The sequence below is a fragment of the Anaerolineae bacterium genome, assembly GCA_014360855.1.
Classification (GTDB): Bacteria; Chloroflexota; Anaerolineae; order JACIWP01; family JACIWP01; genus JACIWP01.
Window position 1 is genome coordinate 1 of sequence record JACIWP010000015.1, and the last position, 20,729, is coordinate 20,729.

A 20,729-nucleotide genomic window follows, 5' to 3' on the forward strand; every position below is an offset into this window, starting at 1 on the left:
CTCGCTCCTCGGGCATGCCGGCGGCGCGTAATAATTCGACGATGTCCGTCAGGTTGCGAAGGGGCTCCTGGCTGAGGTGGTGCTGTTCCAGCAGGGCGGTGGCCGCCGGCAGTGCCTCCCGGGGTGGGCCGGCGGCGCGATGCAGTTGCTCGGCCAGGGCCAGCGCCTGCCGGATGAGCGGCACCTGGTCCGGGCGCGAAAGCTGGTTGAGCACACCGTCCACCACCTCGTCCACCGTGCGGCTTCCCAGTGCCGATTCGGCGTTCAGCCGGCCCAGCAGGGCGCTCAGCACGGCGCGCGCCTCCTCCTGCTTGGCGCCGCTCACCAACTGCTGGTGCGCGGCGCTGTGCTCCGCCGGCAGGTACAGCTCGCGCAGGCGCTCTTCCACATAGGGCAGGCCGCGGTCGGGCCGGCTCAGGTTCTCCAGGTTGCTGAGCACGAAGTTGCGCGCCCGCCGGTCCAGCTTCAGCCGCTTGAGCATATCCAGCATGGCGCCGATATGCCCCAGCACGACGCAGAAATTCCCGACCCCCACCGCTTCCAGCCCCTCGCAGGCGAGGAGGATCAGCTCCGCGTCGGCGAGAGGGCTTTCTCCCCCGATGATCTCCAGGCCGAACTGGGTGAACTGACGCCGCCGGCCCCGCTGGGGCTTCTCGTAGCGAAACACCGGCCCGTAATAATACAGGCGCTGGGGAAGCGGCTCGTCCTGCAGGCTCTCCACATACAGCCGGCCGACCGAGGCGGTGAATTCCGGCCGGGCGCAGATACTGCGGTTGTGAAAGGTAAAGGAGTAGAGCTTGGGGGCGAGGACCTCCCCCGATTTGCGCAGGAACAGCTCGGTGTACTCGAACACCGGCACATCCACGGGACGGAACCCGTGGGATTCCGCGACCTGGCTCAGCCGGCCGATGATGCCGCGCTGGCAGACGGCGGCAGGGGGCAGGAGGTCATCCATGCCCCGCAGGCGTTCGATGCGCCGGCTTCGTCCCGACGGCGTTTCGGGTCGAAGCCCCTGTTCCATGCCCTGTTCTTCCTCAGAATCTCGCACCATCTTTCCCCCGTTGTATGCATCTGGGAGACACCCGTCGGGAGGAGGTGACTGTCACCTCTCTCATGTCCCCTACAGATTGTCAAGCGCCCCAGAAACGGTTATAATGCCGCTGTACGCTGTCCGGAAGCACGGGATAGATGCATGAGCAGACGTCAATTGGCACTGGTCATCCTCATCAATGCGATGATCGCGGCCGCCGTCAGCTTCGTCGTGGTGCAGGTCACCCTGCGGCAGTGGGAACGGGGCCGGCCGGCCTATATGGCCCTGCCCTGGCCAAGCCCCACGCCGTCGGCCACCCCACTCCAGAGCGAGATATTGTATGTCGTACAGCCCGGGGACAGCCTGACCTCCATTGCCCTGCGCTTCCGCGTGTCCCTGGAGGACCTGATGCAGGCCAACGGCATCACGGACCCGGATTACATCAGCGTGGGGCAGAGACTGCTGATCCCCGCCGGCGCGTCCGCGGTCATCACCCGGGTGCCGGAGGCCACCCACACGCCGGCTGCTCCGCCGACGCCGCTGGTCACCAGCACGCCGGCCGAACCGACGCCGCGGCCCCAGGGAGCGAGCCTGGAGGTTGCCGCCGTCATCGGCGCCGGCGATATTCAACACGAAGCGCTCTTTCTCACCAATGCCGGCGCGACCGCGCTGAACCTGAAGGGTTGGTCAGTGAGCGACGGCCGCGGCCATGTCTATTCATTTCCGGACGTGACGCTCAAAGGTCACGGCACGATCATCCTGCATACCGGCGTTGGTCAAGATGATGAGGTCAATCTCTATTGGGGGCTGGACGTTGCCCTGTGGGAAGAAGGGACTACCGTGTTGATCAAAGACGCCGGCGGGCGCGTCGTCCTGCGGCACGAAATGCGGTGAGCGGGATGAGAGCCGGAAGCCGGCGTCCCTAGCCCAAATGCGCCAGATGGTGGGTGTCGTTCAAGCGCTCCACCGTGAACCGATACGTAGCAGGGTCGTAGTGAAAGACGTTGATACAGCAGGTATCCTGATTGATGCGCCAGTAGGCATCGGTGCCCAGGCCCAGCACCGCCGTTAACAGCACCCGGTTGACCGCCTGATGAGCGACCAGGCAGACCTTCTGCTCCGGGAACATCTCGGCCACCTTCAGGACGCCCTGGACGAAGCGGGCGCGTGCACCTTCCAGGCTCTCGCCGCCGGGGAAGTGCACGAGGTGCGGGGCTTCCAGATAGCGGCGGTACAGCTCCGGATATTCCTGTTCCACCTCGGCGGGGCTTTTGCCCTGCCATTCGCCGAAGTCAATGTCGATCAGGTCCGGCAGGGGGCGGGCGATGAGGCCGGCGGCCTGCGCGATCAGCTCGGCGGTGTTGAACGCCCGCTTTAGCGGGCTGGCGAAGACCGCCGCCAACCCGACCTTGGCCAGCGCCTGCGCCGTCGCCCGCGCCTGCGCCAGGCCGGTCTCGTCCAGGGGAAGGTCCGTGCGTCCGCGAAAGCGGATATCGCGGTTCCAGACGGTGTTGCCGTGGCGGACCAGGTAGAATGTCGTCATGGTGCAATGCCCTCCCACCTTCGGATGGCGTCCATTGTACCCGAAGCATAGGGGGATGTCAAACCCGTGATAAATTTCGCAGAATGATGAAAAAGGCCATCGGGGCCCAGGTTGAACCGTATGGATACAAGACAGGATCAGGAACGTGAGGCCGCGGAGCAGTGCTCCGCCGAGGAAATCCTGGAAGAGGGCATTCGTAAAATCGTGACCAGCCGGGAGCGCACGCCGCGCAGTCCGCAGTGGAACCGCGCCTGGTGGCGCACGCTGGTGCGCTACACTGCGCGGCTTTCCGAACTGCGCCGGCAGTTCCCGGCCGCCGGCCAATCCACCGACCAACCCACACAGGAGGATCAGACCCACCGATGAATATGGAGATCTCCGAACGCGCTCGGAACCTGCACGCATCTGCTATCGTCTTTGATGGGCATTGCGACACACTGCTGGACATCCTGGGCAACGAACGCCCATGGGACCGCTATGAGGGCAAGGGGCAGGTGGACCTGCCCCGCCTGCAGGAGGGCGGCATCACGGCACAGATTTTCGCCGCCTACGTCCGCCCGGAACTGCGCCATAAGGCGGCATGGGAGACCCTGCGCCTGATCGAGACCATGTACGAGATCGTCGAGGGCTGGCCGGCGCAGGTCATGCTGGCCACGCGTGCGGAACATGTGCGCCAGGCCAAGCGGGAGGGCAAAATCGCCGGCATCCTGGGGCTGGAGGGCGCGGACGCCCTGCAGGGCGATCTGACCGTTTTGCGGGCTTTCTACCGGCTGGGGGTGCGCAATATCGGCCTGACCTGGAACCACCGCAACGAGGTCGCCGACGGTGTGGCGGAGGAGCGCACCGGCGGGGGGTTGACCGAGTTCGGCGTGCGGCTGGTGCAGGAGATGCGCAAGCTGGGCATCATGGTGGACATCGCCCATCTGGCGCCGGCCGGCGTGGCCCATGTCTTTGAGGTGTACGAAGGGCCAGTCGTCTGCTCCCACGGCAATGCCCGCGCCGTCTGCAATCACCGCCGCAACCTCACGGACGCCCAGCTCGAGCGGATCGCCGCCAGCGGGGGCGTGGTCGGGGTGACGTTCGTGCCGGCCTTCATCGCGGAGAACCCAGAGGAGGCCACCCTGGACAAGCTCATTGACCACATTGACCACATCGTGCGGGTGGCCGGCATTGACCATGTGGGCCTCGGCTCCGACTGGGACGGCTTTTTCCAGCCGACGGCGGAATTCCTCCAGCACGTCGGCCATACGCCCATGATCACCGGGGCGCTCCTGCGGCGCGGATATTCGGAAGAGGCGGTGCGCAAAATCCTGGGGGAAAATTGGATGCGCGTGTTCGAGGAGGTGGCCGGCTGAGATGAAGCTCCTAATGTTCACCGCCCGGCGCTTCTGGTACCGCACGTTCGAGAAGACGCTTCCCGAAGCGCCGGACCAGGATCAGGAAGAGGACCTGCGCGACGTCGTGCTGGCCTTTATCCATGTGGAGCCGGCGGACGCCGGCGATTGGGCCGGCGTGCGCACCAAGCTGGTCAAGAATATCAAGTGGCTGGCCAACAAATGGGGCTTCCGCAAGGTACTCCTGCATTCCTTCACCCATCTGGCGGAGGGGAAGGCGGAGCCGGCGCTGGCCCAGCAAATGATCGAGGAGACAGCGGAGCGCCTGCGCGGCGCCGGCTACGAGGTCTCCGTTACACCCTTTGGGTATTTGTGCGAGTGGGACCTGCACGTCTACGGTGAATCACTGGGGCGGGTGTTCAAGGCCCTCTAGTCAGGGGATGCCTATGGAATCATTACGGGAACTGTTCCGCATCGGCGTGGGACCTTCCAGCAGTCATACGATGGGGCCGCATCGGGCGGCGAGTGCTTTTCGACAGCAATATCCCCATGCGGCGCGCTATCGGGTGACGCTGTTCGGCAGTCTGGCGGCCACGGGCAAGGGACACCTGGCGGACCGGGCGGTACATGAGGCGCTGGCGCCGGCCGTCGTGGAGCTGATCTGGAAGCCGGACGAGTACCTGCCGGCCCATCCCAACGGCATGCTCCTGGAAGCGCTGGATGATGCCGGCAGTGTCATCGGCGCCTGGCAGGTCTACAGCGTGGGCGGCGGCGCCCTGCGCGGTGACGGTTTCCCCCCATCACCGCAGGTATACCCGCTTACAACGATGGAGGCCATCCTGAACGAATACTGTGGGCGCGAGGGCCAGCCGCTCTGGGCGTATGTCGAAGCCTGCGAGGGCAAGGAGATCTGGGATTTCCTTGCCGAGGTGTGGAAGGCCATGCGCGCCGCCGTCGCCCGCGGACTGGAGGCGGAAGGGGCACTACCGGGGGGCTTGGGCCTGACCCGCAAGGCCTGGTCCATTCACCGCAAGGCGGTGACCGGCGGCCGGCATTTCCGCCGCACCGGCCTGCTGGTGGCCTATGCCCTGGCGGTGGCAGAGGAGAACGCCGCCGGCGGCATCATCGTCACTGCCCCGACCTGCGGCTCCGCTGGCGTCCTGCCGGCGGTCTTGTCTTACCTGCAGGAGGTCATCGAGCCTTCCGAAAAAGCGATCCTGCGCGCCCTGGCCACCGCCGGCCTGGTGGGCAACCTGATCAAGGAAAATGCCTCGATATCGGGCGCCGAGGTGGGCTGTCAGGGCGAGATCGGGGCGGCCTGCGCCATGGCGGCCGCCGCGGCGGCGCAGTTGCTGGGCGGCACGGCGCGCCAGATCGAATACGCCGCCGAAATGGGGCTGGAGCATCACCTGGGTTTAACCTGCGACCCGGTGGCCGGCCTGGTGCAGATCCCCTGCATCGAGCGCAATGCCCACGCCGCCACCCGCGCCCTGACCTGTGCGGATTACGCCCTTTTCTCGGACGGCACCCATCTCATCCCGTTCGATGACGTCGTGGCGGTCATGCGCGAGACCGGGCACAACCTGCCCTCTCTGTATCGCGAGACCGCCGGCGGCGGCCTGGCGGCGGCGTACGCCCGCGAGCGGCGCGCCGGCTCCTGAGCGGAAGCGAGGGAATTCCCGCCATGGCCGGCGACGCCATCCCTTCTGCGCCCTCATCGAGACACCGCATCGCGTCAGGGCAGGTGCTCCTGCTCGGCGCTATCATCCTGGCCGGCTTTTGCCTGCGGCTGGGCCGGCTGGGGGCGCAAAGCATCTGGTACGACGAGGGGGTCAGCCTGTACCTGGCCGGCCTGGACATCCCGGCCATGATACAGCACACCGCCGGCGACATCCATCCGCCGCTCTACTATGCGCTCTTGCATTATTGGAGCCGGCTGGCCGGCGAGGGGGAGTTTGCCGCCAATTTCCTTTCGCTGTTCTTCGGGGTACTGCTCATCCCCATGGTCTATCGGATGGGGCGCGCCCTGGGATACCGGCGCGCCGGCCTGTGGGCCGCCTTCCTGGTGGCCATCTCCCCCTATCATATCTGGTATGCCCAGGAAGTGCGCATGTACACCCTGGGCGCCTGGCTGGGACTGCTGGCCGCCGGCGGCCTCTGGCTGGCGGTGCATGCGCCGCGGCGCCAGCCCCTGGGATGGGCGGTATATGTCCTGGCTTCCGCCGCCGGCCTGTACACCTTGTACTACTTCGCCTTCCTGCTGGTTGCCCTCAACGTGTGGGCGCTGGCCGAAATCCTGGCGCGGCCGCCGGCACAGCGCCGGCGCCAGCTCATACCCTGGGCAGTGGCACAGGCCGGCGTCCTGCTGCTCTATGCCCCATGGCTGCCGGTGGCCTACCGACAGGCTACCAACCCGCCGGTGCCTCCTTGGCGGGAATGGACGCCGGTCGGCAGGGTACTGCTGGAAGCGCTGACCGCATTGAGCTTCGGCCAATCGGTGGAGCCGGCCCAGGTCTGGCCCTTCCTGCTGGTGATCCTGACCCTGGCGCTGGCCGGCGCGTGGAGTCTGGCGCGCCGGAACGGCCGGCATCTCCTGCTGACCGCTGGCTATTTCCTCATTCCCCTGGCGCTTATCGAACTGCTGTCCATCTGGTCGCCCTTGTATCACGTGCGCTATCTGTTCACCTACGCGCCGGCCTTTGCGGTGCTGGTGGGCATCGGCCTGGAGGAAGCCGGCGCGAGGTGGCGTCTCGCACCCTGGCTGGCTGGCATCCTCATCGCGCTCGTCAGCACCTTCTCCCTGGCGCAGTACCACTTCCTGCCGCGCTATGCCCCCGACGACCACCGCGCCGCTGTGCGCTTCCTGGCGGAACACTGGCGCCCGGGCGATGTGGTGCTGGTGAACGCCGGCTACGCCTACCCCACGCTCCTCTACTATCTGGACATGCCGGTGGCCTGGCGCGGCCGGCTGAGCGAGTACGGCGAGGCATTCCGCCGCGCGGACGCGCCGCAGGGGCTGGTGCTGGTGCAGACCGGCACGGTGGACGGCCCTCCCTCCCTGGGCTGGGGGGACCCGCGCTCCGACTTTTATGCCCTTCCTCGGGCAGAAGCGGATAAGAAACTCCGCCGGCTCTTCACCGACTACGAGCGGGTATGGGTGTACCGCATTTATGACACCGTCACCGACCCGGACGGCTACATCCGCGCCTGGCTGGAGGCCCACGGCCGCAAGTTCGAGGAGACGCCGGCCTTCGCCGGCCTGAGCAACATGCGGGTGCAGGGCTACCTGACCCACCCGACGCCGGCCTCCCTGCCCGCCTCGGCCGAGGCCCTGGGGGTGGTATTCGGCGGCCGGCTGGAGCTGGCCGGCATGGAGGCGCCCTCCGCGGAGCTTCACGGGGGTGTGCCGCTGGATGCGGTGCTGTGGTGGCGTCCGCGGGAGGATGGCCTGCCGCGGCTGGCGGTCACGGTCCGGTTGGTGGATGACGCCGGCGTAACATGGGCGCAGACGGACGAACAACCGCTGGGAACGCTCTATACCACGGACCAATGGCCGGCCGGCGCGCTGGTGCGCCATCCGGTGCGGCTCCATCCTCCGCTGGGCCTGCCGCCCGGCACATACCGCCTGATAGTGGGGGTGTATGAAACGGAGAGCGGCGCGTCGTGGCCGGCCGGCAAGGGCCGCCTCCTGATGCAGGCCGCGGAGCTTTCCGCCCCCGGGGACCGGGCGCCGCAAGGCCTTCGGCCGCTGGCGGTTTTCGATGGGAGGCTGGCCCTGCTGGAGACGAGTTTGCCGGAAGGGCAGGTCCAGGCCGGCCGCTACGTGCACCTGACCACTTTATGGAATGCCTTACAGCCGCCGGCGGAGGAGCTGGTGCTGTTCGTCCAGCTTCTGGACGACCGGGGGCAGTTGGTGGCCGCACAGGAAGGGCCGCCGGACGCCGGCCGCTTCCCGACATCGCGCTGGGACGTCGGCCAGTTGGTGCGAGACATGCGTTCCCTGCACGTGCCGGCGGATACGCCGGCCGGCTGTTACCGGCTCATCTTGGGCTGGTACCGGGCGGCGGACGGCCGGCGCCTCGCGGCGCGGCCGGCGGGCTGGCTGGCCCGCACGCGGGATTACGTGGAATTGGGACGCGTCACGGTGACGACCCGCCGGCCCCAGCGGATACTGCCTGTGACTCCGGCGGAGCCATCCGGCGCCCAGCCGGCGCCCGGCATTGAGCTTGCCGGCTTCACCCTTTCATCCCGGCAGGCGCGGGCCGGCGAGGTGCTGGAGCTTACCCTGGTGTGGCATCGTATCGGCCCTATTCCTGGGGAGTATCACGTGTTCTGTCACCTGGTGGACACCACCGGCACCATCTGGGGCCAGGCTGACGGGGTGCCGGCCGATGGGGAAATGCCCACATTATCCTGGATGGATGGGGAATATATCCTCGATCATTACCGCATCCCGGTGCGGGCCGATGCTCTGCCGGGCACCTACCGCCTGCTGGTGGGCTTCTACGACCCGCAGACGGGCCTGCGGCCGGCCGAGCCGGCCGACCTGGGGGAAATCACCCTTCTGCCATAGCCCGGGCGCGCTCCGCCGCCGCGCCGCCGGCGACGTAGCCAGTGGAAAAGGCCGCCTGCAAATTGTAGCCGCCGGTGTCCGCGTGTACGTCCAGCAGTTCCCCGACGATATATAAGCCCTTCACCAACTTTGACTCCATGGTGCGCGGGTCCACCTCGTTGACGTCCACGCCGCCGGCGGTGACCATGGCCTCGCGGAAGGAGCGGGAGCCGGTGACGGTCAGGCGCAGGTCGCGCAGGACGCCGGCCAACCGCCGGCGCTCCGCCGCGGTGATCTGCCCGGCGACCTTATCCGGCGGGATGCCAGCCAGCTCCAGCACGGGCGGGATGAGCCGCTGGGGCAGGAGGTTTTTGGCGATGGTCTTTATGGCCTGCCGGCCGTGTGCGTCCAGCTCCCGCTGGAGGCGCGCGTCCAGCTCCTCATCGCGCAGGGCCGGCTTCAGGTCAATGGATATCTGCACGCAACCCTCTGCCAGGGCATCTACGGCCAGCGTGCTCATGGAGAGGATGATGGGGCCGGAGACGCCAAAGTGGGTGAAGAGCATTTCCCCGAACTGGCTGTGGCGCTTCTGACCGTTCACCAACAGGGTCACGCGCACGTTGCGCAGGGTCAGGCCGGCCAGGGCGTGGGACCAGGGCTCCTGCGTTTCCAGGGGCACCAGCGCCGGCCGCAGGGGATGGATGGTATGCCCCAGTGCTTCCAGCCAGGGATAGGCGTCGCCGGTGGAGCCGGTGCCGGGATAGGACATGCCGCCAGCGGCCAGGATCACGGCGCGGCCGGCGATGGGGCCGGCGTCGGTCCGCACGCCGGCGATGGCATTATCCCGCAGGATGAGGCCGCGCGCCGGCGTATTCAGGCGGATCTCCACCCGGTTCGTCCTCATATAGCGCTCCAAGGCGATGACCACATCCAGCGCTTGGTCGGAGAGGGGGAAGACGCGTCCGCCGCGTTCGACCTTGGTGGGCACGCCGAATCGTTCCAGTAATGCGCGCAGGTCCTCGGAGAAGAAGCGGCCGAAGGCGTTGTTCAGGAAGCGTCCCTGGGAGCCGAAGTGGGAGATGAACACTTCCCGGCTGGCGATGTTGGTGAGGTTACAGCGGCCCTTGCCGGTGATGCGGACCTTGGTGCCCAGGCGGGGCATTTTTTCCAGCAGGAGGGTTCGAGCGCCGCATTCGCCGGCGCGGCCGGCGGCCATCATGCCGGCGGCGCCCCCGCCCACCACAATCACATCGTATGTTGGTTGGGACATCACAGGATTCACTCATGTAGGATGCCGGCCCGCCGGCATAAAAATGTGGTCGTGCACCCCTCTTCGAGCCATATCCCCTGACTTGCCGCAGGCACCCAGCTCAGACCAGGCTCCCCTACGGCACCCGGAAGTGACCGCTTACCGTTGCTTCCTCTCGGACCTGGCGGGGTTCACGGGCTTCCGCCGCGTAGGACCCAATCCTCAACGCCAGATGCCAGGGCAGTCTCAGAAGCATCTGGCCCTCGGAGGGGAATTCGACCCCGCTATAGCGGATTGCGGGTACAGGGCACCGCTAGCTCCCCGTCTAGCACGACCACATTGTATATTATGCTTGCCGGCGGAGATTTGTCAAGCGGAGCGCAAGCTGACAATAAGCTGACAGTTACCTTCAAGGTGACCGTCAGCTCAGGTGAGGCGACAGCAGGTGACAGTCACCTCTGAGGTGACTGTCACCTTACAGGCTGTTGACGCCCGCCGGCGGATGTGCTATAGTCCTTGCCAGCAGGGGAATCTGTGGGAGGTGGGAACAATGCTTAAGCTCGGGTTCCACGTCAATCGCGTCAGCGAGGAGGTCTTCCAGGCCATCATCAAGGTGCGGCCGCCGGTGATCAAGACCCTGGACCACGACGTGGGTTTCTGGCGGCGGGTGCGGGAGGTCCTGCCGGACGCGTTCATTATCGGCCGGCTGTATGAGCCGAACCAGGTGTTTATGCCGAACCCGGAGGAGCGCGGCCGGGCCTTCGCCGAACGCGTCCTGAACATCGAGGTCAACCGCTATAAGCTGTTCAACGCCTGGGAATCCTTCAACGAATGCCTGGCCCACTCCAGCTCGCCGGAGGAGTACGACGCCTATGATCGCTTCCAGGTAGCCTTTGGGGAGCGCATCAAGGCCGCCGGCATGGAACCCATCGCCATGAACTTCGGCACCGGCCAGTATCTGGGCGAGGACTGGCTGCGCTATTTCCCCCGCACCCTGCAGTTGTACACCTATTTGGGATTTCACGAGTATGACTGGCCGACCATGTGGCGCCTGCACCAGGAGGGGGTGCAGGCCGGCAACGGCGGCATGTGGCTGGCCCTGCGCTACCGCCGCATCATGGAACCGATCCGGCAGGCCATGGGGCCGAAACATATCGCCGTCATCACCGAATGCGGGCTGACCCAGGGGGTGTATCCCGGCCGGCCGGACGTGGGCTGGCGCACCGGCGTCAGCGAGGAGCAGTACTGGGAGTCCCTCAAATGGTACAATGATGAGCTGGCCAAGGACGACTATGTGCTGGGCGCGGCCATCTTCGTCGTTGGCGCTGTCGCCCCCTGGCACTCCTTCGAGACCCTGGGCGGCATCATTGACCGGCTGGCGACGCTCACGGTGAAGCCCACCTCCTATCGCAGTCACTATGTCCTGTTCCCACAGGGCACGCCGTGGGCATGGTACGACGCCTGCCGGCACTATTTCCTGCGCTTCCGCTGTACGCGCGGCGAAAGCCCGGACGATGCCGCCAAGGTACACGGCGACCTGGGCCACACCATCACCTGCATCAATCCCTCGGAAGAGGTGCTGGCCTATCTGCGCAAGCTGAACCCCACCGCCCAGATCGACCGTATTGACGTGCAGTCGGTGGCGGAGCTGTTCGCCATCATGAAATGGCGCGCCGACAACAATCGCCGCTTCGGCTGAGGCTTACTGGGAGATCAGCCAGCGCGCCGCGGCGATAAAGCCGGCCGCCGTCTCCTCCGAGACGTCCAGGATCTCCGCCACTTGCCCGACATCGGAGCCGGCCAGCGCCGCCAGGTCCCCGATGCCGGCTTCGGCCAGCCGGCGCGCCCGTACCGCTCCGATGCCCGGCACCTCGGTCACGGAGCGCGCCGCGGCCGGCTCCTGTGGCGCCGGCGGCCCGGCCGGCACAGCCGCTGACCGCACGTCTACCAGCGCCGTCATGATGATGCCGGCATCGCTGATCTCCCGCACCGCCACGAACGTGGGCGCTCCCGCATGGGAGCGGCTGGAGGGGTTGGAGGCATCGTCAAAGGAGCGGTTGTTGGTGGAGCCGGGGAAGGGATCGCCGGCGTCCCCGCTGTCCGCCTTGGTCTCCAGCTCCATCAGCCCATCCGCCTGCATGAGCGCCACCTTATAATGGGGCTCCTTGGCGTTGGAGCTTTGTGTCTCATCCACATGGTAGATGAGCAGGCCCTCGCCGGGCAGGTAGGCGTCGAAGCCGTGTCGGGCGCGGTTCTCCAGGAGGAAGTACTCGGTCTGCGGCAGTCCATCGGTCCACAGCTTGTAGATGCGCTGATACTCCGATGCCCGCGGGATGGCGATGCGTTCCTGGCCGGTGATGACGGCCGTGTCGGTCCACCCTTGAGACATGCGGCACCAGGCGCAAGGGAGCGCCGGCGTGCGGCCGCCGTTGTTCCAGCTCCCGCCGGCCATCAGGCACCAATTGCCCAACCCCGAGGAGGAGTAATCGGTGTCGTATAAATCGGGCCACTGGAACAGCAGGTGTCCCAGCTCGTGCGCCCAGACCCCCAGCCGGCCGTCCTCCGGCACGGTCAGGTAGGCGTACAGGTTGACGCCGTCGCGCGACTGCTTCTGGCTCAGCACCCATTTGTGCGACCAGATGTGATGGATGCGGTCGGCGGTGGGGATGGATTCGGCGCCCGGGCCGGCGTGCACGATGACCAGGGCATCCACATAGCCGTCGCCGTTGGGATCGAAGCGGGAGAAATCCACATCCGGGTCAATCAGTTCCAGCGCATCCTCTGTCATCCGCTGTGCATTGTTCGGATACTCCCCCATGCCGGAGCGCTCGCCGGTGTAAAAGCGGTAGGGCTGGGGCAGGGTGTAGGGGCCGATAATAGTGCCGTCAATGAGCACCTTGCCATACGAGGCCTGGGTGTAGTAATCCCGCAGACTGCCGGTGGGGAAGGTGCCGCTGGAGAACAGCAGGGAGTGGTAATAGGCCGGGTCTACGGAGAGGGGCAGGTCCGGGAACTGCACCAGCGCCACCAGGATGTTGACCACGCCGCGCACCGGCCCTGGCCCCAGGGGCGCGCCGGCCGGCGCCGCCGGCGCCAGGCGGAGCACCCGCTCCGGCACCTCCCCGGGCGGATAGATGACCCCGTCGGAAAATCCCGGCCCGCGCGGTTCGAACTCTCCCAGCCGGATGTGCGGCCGCAGGCTGAGCGGCGCGCCGGCGATCAGGGCCTGGAACTCCTCCCGCATGGCCTGTAGGACCTCTGGGCTGGGCGCCACCAGTGCCGGCCGCATCGCATCATGAACCGTGCATCGCGTTTCCATGCGTTCCTCCTCTGGGTGTGATCTCACCCGCTGTCACGTGTCCGCACAGGTGGACGATTCGCCTGCCGGCCCCAGGACCCGGCATTCCCAGGCGTTGGCAAAGAAGCCGCCGCCGTACTCATCCCCCTCGAACCGCACGGTGAGCTGGATGCGGTCGCCGGCGCGCAGGCCGGCCGTCCCGCCGCGCCGGAGCACCACCTCCACCTCTTTCCCCACTTCGGAAGCGACAAAGTTGGGCAGGTCGGGAAGGTCATCAGCGCGCTCCACATGCAGGCGCAGGACCACGTCCTGCTCCCGCCGGGGGTGTTCGGTCAAGGCATGGATATGGCCGGTGACCAGGCCGGCGTTGGGCATGGCCCGCACCGGCAGCAAGGGCCTTTCCATTCCGTCGTCTCCTCAGGGCATCCGCCCACAATTACTGCGCCTCTGCTTCCAGATAGACCGCGAAGCTGGCCGCCGGCTGGCGCTGAGGGAAAGGACAGTCGAACGCGCCGGTCTCCCCGGCTTCCAGGGTGGCCGGCCGCACGAAGCATACGGTGGCGTCCTGGATCCCGCCGTCGGGACCGTACAGCGACACGATAGCCCGCACTTTGGTCAGGGAGCGCCGGCCGGCGTTGCGGACGTTTCCTGTAACCCGGTAGGTACTGCCGTCCTGGGACCCGCGCCGATACAGCAGTTCCAGGGCCGGCAGTTCCAGCGCCGGCGCCGGCACCGCCGCAGCGCGCACACTGATGCCGCCCAGCGTCCCCCCATAGGGGAAGACCAGCGCGAAGGGGCCGCGTCCTCCCGGCGGCAGTGCCCGCACCAAGGGGGCGACCACCACACGGTCCACTAATCGAGAACGCTCGTCGTAGAAAGTAACCTCTACCCGCGGGTCCTGGACCGGCACGGTTTCATCGTTGCGAATCTCGCCGATCACCAGATATGAATCCGAACCGTCCCGGCCAACGTGCGTGCTCACCACCCCCAGCACGACCGACTGGCCGGCAGAAGGGGTGGGGGTCGGCTGAGATGTGGGCGTCGCGGTTTGCCGCGCCGGCCGCTCCGCGGCGGTTGGCGTTGTGGTGGGCGGCGGCGTGGGGGTACTTGTCGGCGTCCGCGTGAAGGTGGGGGATGCGGTGGGCGTACGCGTGAGCGTCGCGGATGGGCTGGGCGTCGGGGAATGCGTCGGTGTACGTGTGGCTGTCGGGGTATATGTGGGGGTGGGGATGACGCCAGTGGCCACAGGGAGGAGCACCGCCGGCAGAGGCAGTGCCGCGTATTCCGCCGCGATCCAACCGTGCTCCCGGTTCGGCAGGATCACCTCCAGCCACTGGCTGTCCTCTGACCGGCCGACGATGGTTACGGGCGTGTCCCGCGCCACCTGGGTGCGCACGGGGAAAGCGGTGCCTGGCCCATGCCGCACCCGGAGATTGTCCGCCAAGATCGGGACGCGAATGGTGGGAGAAGGGATGAGGGTTGGGGAAGGGGTTGCGGTCGCGGCCGGCCCCCTCGGTACAGCCGTCGAAGCCTCGGCCAGAGTCGTGCTGGCCGCCGGCACGAAAGTCGGGGAGGGCAGTATCTCTCCCACTATGCTGGCGGGCCGGCGCGCCGGCACTGCCGTCTCCTCGCGCCACAAGGCCAGCAGACTGCCGAACGCCAGGACGTTGAACAGGAGCAGGATGCCGATGAGCACTCCCCATTGGGAACGGGACCAGGCGTTCACTGCGTCCTACCCCTGGGCCGCCGGCGCGGCATCCCCCTTCACACACGCTGTCGCAGTTTCGCGATCTGCTGGACGAGGGCGACCGCGGACATCAGCACTTTGAGGACGTCGCTGGCGGAGAGGTCGCGCCGGCCGTGACCTCTGCCGGCCGGCCCCGTTTCCACCCCTTCTTTCTCCTCCAGGATGATCCAGGCCGCCAATGCCCCCAGCAGGGCCCCTATCAATCCGCCGATCAAGACGCCAGTCGTTCGGGTGCGCACTTCTTCCTCCTCAGTGCAATCGTATGAATCACGGATGATGCCGCTGGAAGTCAAGAGAACAGTTCGCCGGCCAGCCATTTCCGCAGGCCCCGCCCCATGCCGCGCACCTTTGCCAAAAAGGATTCGACCGCGGTGATGGGCGAGATGAGGAGCCGGCAGGCCAGTTCGACGTAGCCGCGCGCCTGCTCCAGTATCTGGTGCACCTGCCGCAGGTAGGCCGGCACGGCTCTTAACACCGCGTTCATCCCCCGCACCAGGAAATAGGCGATCAGCAGGGCCAGGGCCAGCAGTACCAGCGCTTCCAGGCTCAACACGATTTGGGCGATGTAGCTCCATCCCCGCAGGTTCATCGGCCAGTTCCTTTCTACTCCGCGTAGGTCAGGACTTCCACGAGCAGGGCGCCGGCATCCGCCCGGAAGAACAGCTTGGCAAAATGGCCGGCTCCCGTGCGCACAGCGACCAGGGTGTGGGTCGGCGTTGAAGCGCCGGGGCGCGGCCCGACGGCGATTTGAGAGAGCCAGTCGGTGGTAGCGCGCACATCCCCGTAGCTGATGGCCTCGATGGCCGGCTGAACACCCAGGCCCACCACCTGTCCGCCGTTGATGCCCTGCAGGTTCCAGCCGTCCACCGCGTCATAGAGGAAGCGGACATCCATCGCCGGCCCGCAGTCGCCGGCGCTCCCCGTCTCCAGGTCCAGGCATTGTTCCCCGCTCACCCGCACGTCGCGCGCCCGCACGAGCACCGGGACGACCTGCAGGCGGGCCGCCGGCAGGGTGCCTCCCTGATCCGCCTGCACGCCGGCGTTGGAACGGGCATTGGCGCGGAAAGTCAGCTCGCCGCTCACCTCCGTGCGCATATCCCAACCTTGCGAGCACTGGCCGGCGCCCTGACAGGGATGGGCGTGCACCGCGTCCAGCTCCGCATCGCCCGTCCCCTCCCCCCACCACCAGATGGAGTTCAGCCCGTCCTCGGCCTCGCCCGACACTGTGATGCGGAACGGCTCGCCCTGGCCGACGGCGCTCGGGGAGATGGTCAAGCGCACGGCCGGCACGCCGGCGGCCCCCTCCCGCACCGTCACCGTGACGCGCGCCTCCACCGTTCCCAGCTCATTCACCGCCACCAGCCGGTAGGTAGTGGTCTGCGTCGGAGAGACCTCCATTTGGCCCGGCGCAACGACGCCGGCCTCACCGCCGGGGAAAATGCGCGCCTCTCGCGCCCCTTCCAGGTCCCAGCGCAGGAGCGCCTTTTGGCCGGCCGCGATCTCCGCCGGCTCCGCGGTGAAGTAGTGGATGACCGGCAGGCCGGCGGCGCAGTCCGGCGTTCGCAGGGTCACGCTGGCACCCGGCTCCGACTCGCCGGCCTGGTTGTACGTCCTCACGATGAAGCGCACTTCCTGCCCGCAGGGCACGTGCTGAATGCGGGCCTCGGTGACGTCGGGGGTGGGGATGTCGGCCAGGAGAGTGCGGCCGTCATCGGTATATATGCGCACGCCCTGCTCGTTGTCCGACTGATCCACCCAGCGGAGGACCACCATGTCGGGCGGGGCAAACTCCGCCTCCAGATGTGCCGGCGCGGCCGGCGGTGTGAGGCCGGCCGGGATGACCACGATGATCACCGTTGCCCGCTGTCCGAAGAACTGTCCGTCCGGCCCCTGCATGCGCCAGCGGCCGATATAGCGACCGGGTTGGGCCGGCGCGGTCATGCGCACAGCGATATCCGCATCCGCCCCCGGAACCGTTGGCGGGACCTCCACCGCCCACTGAGCGGTCATGGCCTCGCCGGATTCGAAGACCCAGGCATAACGGCTGTCCCAGGGGCAGGTGCCGCTGTTGCGCATACGCCAGATTTTCTCGAAGGTGTCCCCGGGACGGAAAGGCGTCTCATCCGGCACGGTGATGTCGGCGACAAAAGTAGCGTTGTTCAGGCAGGCGGCCGGCGGAGGCGTGGGGGAGGGCTGTTCCTGGGTAGGAGGAGGCGTTGCGGTCGGTGTGGGGGTGGCCGGCATGCTGATGGCCTCGGCCGGCACCACATCCACGACGATGGCGAAGGGCGCGCTGGTCACGCCGGCGCGGTTCACCGCCTGCACCGCCAGTTGGTGCCGGCCGGCGGTGCCGGGCTTCCATCGGAAGCTCGCTTCCCAGGCGGTCGGTTCCTGGCTGGAGTCCGGCGAGATGCTCTGCACCCGCACTCCATCCACCCACAGCTCGATGTGGTCGATCCCCCGCGTGTCGAGCGCCACCGATTTGACCTCGACCTCCTGGCCGACGGTCAGGCGCTGGCCGTTCTGGGGGGACAGGATGGTGACGGCCGGCCGGACAGGGCCGCGCCCCAGCGCGCACCCACCGTTGATGACTGTTACGATAAGCAGGCAGATGAGTGCCAACACCAGGCGGGGATAACCTCGGAGCATGCGCTTTCCTCCCGAGCGGATGGCCCTCCATGCGCGCGTGTATGCCACTTCGCCGCCTGCATTGTAACATATGCCGGCGAGCCTGTCCAATCGCCGGCGAAATTCAAGGCAGCGAAGAGGCCCACGCGGCATGCCGGGCGTGGAGACATGCTGCAGAAGGGCCGGCCTCATGCGGACATTAGCGCCCGGAGGGGGTATCCTCCCAGGCCTGCAGGGCAAGACAGCCGTTCTGCCCGCCGAAGCCGAAGGCGTTGACCAGGGCGCGGCGAACGGCCGCCGGCCGGCCCTGCCGCGGCACGTAATCCAGGTCGCACTCGGGGTCGGGATTCTCCAGGTTGGCGGTGGGCGGGATGATGCCGGCCAGCATGGCCTGTACAGCAATGACCGCTGAAAAGGCGCCGGCGGCCCCCAGCATATGTCCGACCTGCGCCTTGTTGGAGCTGACAGCGGCGCGATAGGCATGTTCCCCCAGGGCCTGCTTGATGGCGTGCGTCTCGGCGGCATCGTTCAAGGGCGTGCCTGTGCCGTGGGCGCAGATGTAATCCACCTGTGCCGGCTCCCAGCCGGCTTCCTGCATTGCCAAAGCCATGGCGCGAGCCGCCTGTGCCCCGGTCGGCTCGGGCATCACCTGGTGATAGGCATCGCAGGTCAGGCCGTAACCGACCACCTCGGCCAGGATGCGGGCGCCGCGCCGTTGGGCGTGCTCCAGCCTCTCCAGGATCAGGATGGCGGCTCCTTCGCCCACCACGGTGCCATCGCGCTGGGCATCGAAAGGCCGGCATGCCAGCGCCGGCTGGTCATTGCGGGTGGAGAGCGCGCCCAGCCGGCCGAAGCTCGCCAGGGCGATGGGGGAGATGGCCGCCTCCGTGCCGCCGGCGATAGCCACATCGGCCTCGCCGCGCTGGAGCAGGCGAAAGGCGTCGCCGATGGCCACGATGCCGGTGGTGCAGGCGGCGGCCGGCGTCAGCACCGGGCCAGTGGCGCCGGCCTGGATGGCGAGCTGGCAGGCCGGCATGTTCACCAGCACCGCCGGCACGAAGGTCGGGTTGATGCGGCGCGGGCCTTGGGCATGGAGGATGACGGACTGTTCCTCGATGATGGGCGTGCCCCCCAGGGCAGAGCCCACCGATACCGCCAGACGAGACGGGTCGGGCGGGGGGCAATCCAGGCCGGCCTGCCGGCGCGCCTCTTCGAACGCGGCCAGCGCGAACTGGGTTTGCCGCGCTGTGCGGCGCGCTTCTTTGGGATTCATGTACTGGGTGGGGTCAAAATCGCGCACCCGGGCGGCCAGCCGGCAGGGAAAATCCCCAAGCTCCAGATCATCGATGGTGGAGATACCGCACTGGCCGGCGAGCAGGGCGCTCCATGTATCGGGCAGGTTTAATCCCAGAGGGGATACGGCCCCAAGGCCGGTGATGACCACGCGTGATGCAGGCCGATGGTGCATGTGCTGGTTCTCCTGGGTGAAATCGGTCCATGGATCTCCAAGATTATACCTGCAAACACTTCCCGGCCCAAATCCAGCCGTTCCCGACAATCCCGTTCTGGTGGCTGTCACCTAGTTGATGAGCGGCGCGCCCATGCGCTGGAGGGCCTCCCGCACATGCCGGCGCTCCTCTTCGGTCAGCGTGCGCATGGGGCCGCGGTCCGGGCCGCCGATGAAGCCGGTCAGCTCCGCGGCGCGCTTGACCAGGAAGGATTCGCCGCTGGAAATATGCTGGCCGGCCCAGACGCGTAAGGTCACCCACTGCCAGTACACGCTGGTATATTCCCGCAGGGCGCCGGCCAGGTCGCCCTGTTCCAACATCTCCCAAAAGTGCACCTCATGCTCCGGCCAGACGTTGGCCAGGTGCGAGACATAGCCTGTGGCGCCCAGCAGGAAGCTCTGCACGGGCTGCCAGGCGTTGTCGATGATGGCCATGTGCGGCGCCAGCCGGATATAGGCGTCCACGTGCTGGAACTCGTTCACGCCGACCCACTTCAGCGCCCGGATATTGGGGAAATCGCCGGCCAGCCGCTCGATGAGATCCACCTCCATGGTGCATCCGAGCCAGGGCGTATGGTACACCATGATGGGAATATCAATGTTGGTGGCGACGGCCCGGAAGAACTCATACACCTGCTGGGGGAGCGGCGCGTAGTACCATGGTGGGCTGAGCTGTACGGCATGACAGCCGGCAGACTGGGCGTACTGCGCCAGCGTGATCGCCTCTCGGGTGGAAGGGGACTGCGCGCAGCCGATGACGACGGCGCGCCCCCGCGCTGCCTCGCAGATGGCGCCTATAATCGCTTTGCGCTCATCCGTGGTCAGCAGGGGGAAGTCTCCGCCGGCGCCGGCGGCCAGCAGGGTCCCCTTGCCGGCGACCAGGCCCCGCCGAATCTGCTGGTCCACGTTGGACTGGATGGCATCCAGGTCTACCTCTCCGTCCTCGTCGTACACGGTGAGCACCGGGGCGACCGGTCCCCGCAGGAGGGACTTCACTTCATCAGTGTTCATGCTGGGCTCCTTTTGTGGGAAGCGGATGCAGTCAGCCGGCGGGTGGTCAGACCATCATACCCAACAAGTATATGTCAGCCGGCGCGTTCCGTCAACCTACAAATGGAAGGTCGCAACCCGCCCGCCCCGCCGTTGACAGCGCGCGGAACTTGCAGTATGATAAAGATACACTTATCATCCGTTTGATGCTACAGGGAAAGGAGCGAACACATGTTTCATCGAGTGATTCTGTTGGGCAATCTGGGCGGTGACCCTATCATGCGCTATACGCCGAACGGGACGCCGGTGACGAACTTCAACGTGGCCACCAATGAGCGCTGGGTGGATCAGAGCGGGGAGACGCAGGAGCGCACTACCTGGTGGCGGGTGACGGTATGGGGCAAGCAGGCCGAGGTCTGCAATGAGTACCTGTCCAAGGGCCGGCAGGTGCTGGTCGAGGGCACCCTGGTGGCTGACCCGAACACTGGCGGGCCGCGCATCTGGACCGACCAGAACGGCAATCCGCGCGCCTCGTTCGAGGTGCGGGCGCGGGTAGTGCGCTTTGTCGGCGGCCGCGGCGAGGCGCCAGGGGTGGAGCCCGGCATGGAACTGCCGGAGAGCGAAGAGGACCTGCCGTTCTAGCTAGCGGATCGCACGGGGAATGGGCCGCGCCGGCTTTGCGTAGGGAAATCGTCAGCTTCGCGTCCAGTTTCCTGCGCGCCGGCGGGATATATTGCAAGTGACAATTGAACCAGTCTCTTCTTCTCCTCCTTTTCACATAGAGAGCTGAGGACGTGGGGGGTCCTCAGCTCTCGTGGGTTTTATGGGAAGGTACAAAGTGGCGCCGGCGG

19 protein-coding genes and 1 other RNA gene are annotated in these 20,729 nt (G+C 67.0%); 8 read left to right on the forward strand and 12 right to left on the reverse strand.

The window, feature by feature from the left end; all coding sequences use genetic code 11:
- Positions 1-1,051, reverse strand: a 1,051-nt coding sequence (locus tag H5T60_01625) for a histidine--tRNA ligase family protein (protein ID MBC7241129.1), incomplete at its 3' end; no start/stop codon positions are given.
- A gap of 141 nt (positions 1,052-1,192) precedes the next feature.
- Between H5T60_01625 and H5T60_01630 the strand changes: the two genes are divergently transcribed.
- Positions 1,193-1,924 carry a LysM peptidoglycan-binding domain-containing protein gene (locus H5T60_01630; protein MBC7241130.1) on the forward strand — a complete coding sequence of 244 codons (732 nt, stop codon included), beginning with the start codon at positions 1,193-1,195 and terminating at the stop codon, positions 1,922-1,924.
- Between the two features lie 28 nt (positions 1,925-1,952).
- Here the strand turns inward: H5T60_01630 and H5T60_01635 are convergent, their stop codons facing one another.
- Positions 1,953-2,573 (reverse strand): histidine phosphatase family protein, encoded by a 621-nt coding sequence (locus tag H5T60_01635; protein ID MBC7241131.1) that lies wholly within the window; start codon positions 2,571-2,573, stop codon positions 1,953-1,955.
- Positions 2,574-2,693: 120 nt separating this feature from the next.
- Between H5T60_01635 and H5T60_01640 the strand changes: the two genes are divergently transcribed.
- The 5 genes from H5T60_01640 to H5T60_01660 are packed head-to-tail and all read left to right on the forward strand — an operon-like array spanning position 2,694 to position 8,480.
- Positions 2,694-2,939, forward strand: a complete 246-nt coding sequence (locus tag H5T60_01640; protein MBC7241132.1) for a hypothetical protein — start codon at positions 2,694-2,696, stop codon at positions 2,937-2,939.
- Positions 2,936-3,928, forward strand: coding sequence for a membrane dipeptidase (locus H5T60_01645; GenBank protein ID MBC7241133.1), 993 nt, complete (start codon positions 2,936-2,938; stop codon positions 3,926-3,928). Before H5T60_01640 ends, H5T60_01645 begins: the two co-directional genes overlap by 4 nt.
- Before the next feature lies 1 nt (position 3,929).
- Positions 3,930-4,340, forward strand: coding sequence for a hypothetical protein (locus tag H5T60_01650; protein MBC7241134.1), 411 nt, complete (start codon positions 3,930-3,932; stop codon positions 4,338-4,340).
- A 13-nt stretch (positions 4,341-4,353) separates the two neighbouring features.
- On the forward strand, positions 4,354-5,568 hold the full coding sequence (locus H5T60_01655) for an L-serine ammonia-lyase, iron-sulfur-dependent, subunit alpha (protein ID MBC7241135.1): 1,215 nt from the start codon (positions 4,354-4,356) through the stop codon (positions 5,566-5,568).
- 23 nt (positions 5,569-5,591) lie between these two features.
- Positions 5,592-8,480, forward strand: a complete 2,889-nt coding sequence (locus tag H5T60_01660; GenBank protein ID MBC7241136.1) for a glycosyltransferase family 39 protein — start codon at positions 5,592-5,594, stop codon at positions 8,478-8,480.
- On the opposite strand, the gene H5T60_01665 is transcribed toward H5T60_01660, so the two are convergent.
- Together H5T60_01665 and ffs are read right to left on the reverse strand one after the other, a co-directional pair.
- Entirely contained in the window at positions 8,464-9,729 is a 1,266-nt protein-coding gene (locus tag H5T60_01665) for an NAD(P)/FAD-dependent oxidoreductase (GenBank protein ID MBC7241137.1), read from the reverse strand. The genes H5T60_01660 and H5T60_01665 overlap by 17 nt on opposite strands.
- 49 nt (positions 9,730-9,778) lie before the next feature.
- An RNA gene (gene ffs / locus H5T60_01670) (signal recognition particle sRNA large type) lies at positions 9,779-10,042 on the reverse strand.
- A 216-nt stretch (positions 10,043-10,258) separates the two neighbouring features.
- Between ffs and H5T60_01675 the strand changes: the two genes are divergently transcribed.
- Positions 10,259-11,407 carry a hypothetical protein gene (locus H5T60_01675; protein ID MBC7241138.1) on the forward strand — a complete coding sequence of 383 codons (1,149 nt, stop codon included), beginning with the start codon at positions 10,259-10,261 and terminating at the stop codon, positions 11,405-11,407.
- A gap of 3 nt (positions 11,408-11,410) precedes the next feature.
- Here the strand turns inward: H5T60_01675 and H5T60_01680 are convergent, their stop codons facing one another.
- The 8 genes from H5T60_01680 to H5T60_01715 all read right to left on the reverse strand — a co-directional run bounded on the left by H5T60_01680 (position 11,411) and on the right by H5T60_01715 (position 19,899).
- Positions 11,411-13,027 carry a M6 family metalloprotease domain-containing protein gene (locus H5T60_01680; GenBank protein ID MBC7241139.1) on the reverse strand — a complete coding sequence of 539 codons (1,617 nt, stop codon included), beginning with the start codon at positions 13,025-13,027 and terminating at the stop codon, positions 11,411-11,413.
- A 33-nt stretch (positions 13,028-13,060) separates the two neighbouring features.
- On the reverse strand, positions 13,061-13,411 hold the full coding sequence (locus H5T60_01685) for a hypothetical protein (protein ID MBC7241140.1): 351 nt from the start codon (positions 13,409-13,411) through the stop codon (positions 13,061-13,063).
- Positions 13,412-13,442: 31 nt separating this feature from the next.
- On the reverse strand, positions 13,443-14,732 hold the full coding sequence (locus H5T60_01690; GenBank protein MBC7241141.1) for an SH3 domain-containing protein: 1,290 nt from the start codon (positions 14,730-14,732) through the stop codon (positions 13,443-13,445).
- Between the two features lie 38 nt (positions 14,733-14,770).
- Entirely contained in the window at positions 14,771-14,992 is a 222-nt protein-coding gene (locus tag H5T60_01695; protein MBC7241142.1) for a hypothetical protein, read from the reverse strand.
- 50 nt (positions 14,993-15,042) lie between these two features.
- Positions 15,043-15,342 (reverse strand): hypothetical protein, encoded by a 300-nt coding sequence (locus H5T60_01700; GenBank protein MBC7241143.1) that lies wholly within the window; start codon positions 15,340-15,342, stop codon positions 15,043-15,045.
- Between the two features lie 14 nt (positions 15,343-15,356).
- Positions 15,357-17,402: a hypothetical protein gene (locus H5T60_01705; protein MBC7241144.1), complete on the reverse strand. Its 2,046-nt coding sequence runs from the start codon at positions 17,400-17,402 to the stop codon at positions 15,357-15,359.
- 178 nt (positions 17,403-17,580) lie between these two features.
- On the reverse strand, positions 17,581-18,849 hold the full coding sequence (gene fabF / locus H5T60_01710) for a beta-ketoacyl-ACP synthase II (GenBank protein ID MBC7241145.1): 1,269 nt from the start codon (positions 18,847-18,849) through the stop codon (positions 17,581-17,583).
- 111 nt (positions 18,850-18,960) lie between these two features.
- Positions 18,961-19,899, reverse strand: coding sequence for a dihydrodipicolinate synthase family protein (locus H5T60_01715; GenBank protein ID MBC7241146.1), 939 nt, complete (start codon positions 19,897-19,899; stop codon positions 18,961-18,963).
- Between the two features lie 210 nt (positions 19,900-20,109).
- Here H5T60_01715 and ssb point away from each other — a divergent pair, with 210 nt between their 5' ends.
- Positions 20,110-20,520 (forward strand): single-stranded DNA-binding protein, encoded by a 411-nt coding sequence (gene ssb, locus H5T60_01720; protein ID MBC7241147.1) that lies wholly within the window; start codon positions 20,110-20,112, stop codon positions 20,518-20,520.
- Positions 20,521-20,729 lie beyond the last annotated feature (209 nt).

What these genes read in the sequence shown, in the direction of transcription:
- H5T60_01630 (MBC7241130.1), top strand. Translation starts at nt 1,193, where the DNA reads ATGAGCAGACGTCAATTGGCACTGGTCATCCTCATCAATGCGATGATC.
- H5T60_01635 (MBC7241131.1), bottom strand. Translation starts at nt 2,573, where the DNA reads ATGACGACATTCTACCTGGTCCGCCACGGCAACACCGTCTGGAACCGC.
- H5T60_01640 (MBC7241132.1), top strand. Translation starts at nt 2,694, where the DNA reads ATGGATACAAGACAGGATCAGGAACGTGAGGCCGCGGAGCAGTGCTCC.
- H5T60_01645 (MBC7241133.1), top strand. Translation starts at nt 2,936, where the DNA reads ATGAATATGGAGATCTCCGAACGCGCTCGGAACCTGCACGCATCTGCT.
- H5T60_01650 (MBC7241134.1), top strand. Translation starts at nt 3,930, where the DNA reads ATGAAGCTCCTAATGTTCACCGCCCGGCGCTTCTGGTACCGCACGTTC.
- H5T60_01655 (MBC7241135.1), top strand. Translation starts at nt 4,354, where the DNA reads ATGGAATCATTACGGGAACTGTTCCGCATCGGCGTGGGACCTTCCAGC.
- H5T60_01660 (MBC7241136.1), top strand. Translation starts at nt 5,592, where the DNA reads ATGGCCGGCGACGCCATCCCTTCTGCGCCCTCATCGAGACACCGCATC.
- H5T60_01665 (MBC7241137.1), bottom strand. Translation starts at nt 9,729, where the DNA reads ATGTCCCAACCAACATACGATGTGATTGTGGTGGGCGGGGGCGCCGCC.
- H5T60_01675 (MBC7241138.1), top strand. Translation starts at nt 10,259, where the DNA reads ATGCTTAAGCTCGGGTTCCACGTCAATCGCGTCAGCGAGGAGGTCTTC.
- H5T60_01680 (MBC7241139.1), bottom strand. Translation starts at nt 13,027, where the DNA reads ATGGAAACGCGATGCACGGTTCATGATGCGATGCGGCCGGCACTGGTG.
- H5T60_01685 (MBC7241140.1), bottom strand. Translation starts at nt 13,411, where the DNA reads ATGGAAAGGCCCTTGCTGCCGGTGCGGGCCATGCCCAACGCCGGCCTG.
- H5T60_01700 (MBC7241143.1), bottom strand. Translation starts at nt 15,342, where the DNA reads ATGAACCTGCGGGGATGGAGCTACATCGCCCAAATCGTGTTGAGCCTG.
- H5T60_01705 (MBC7241144.1), bottom strand. Translation starts at nt 17,402, where the DNA reads ATGCTCCGAGGTTATCCCCGCCTGGTGTTGGCACTCATCTGCCTGCTT.
- fabF (MBC7241145.1), bottom strand. Translation starts at nt 18,849, where the DNA reads ATGCACCATCGGCCTGCATCACGCGTGGTCATCACCGGCCTTGGGGCC.
- H5T60_01715 (MBC7241146.1), bottom strand. Translation starts at nt 19,899, where the DNA reads ATGAACACTGATGAAGTGAAGTCCCTCCTGCGGGGACCGGTCGCCCCG.
- ssb (MBC7241147.1), top strand. Translation starts at nt 20,110, where the DNA reads ATGTTTCATCGAGTGATTCTGTTGGGCAATCTGGGCGGTGACCCTATC.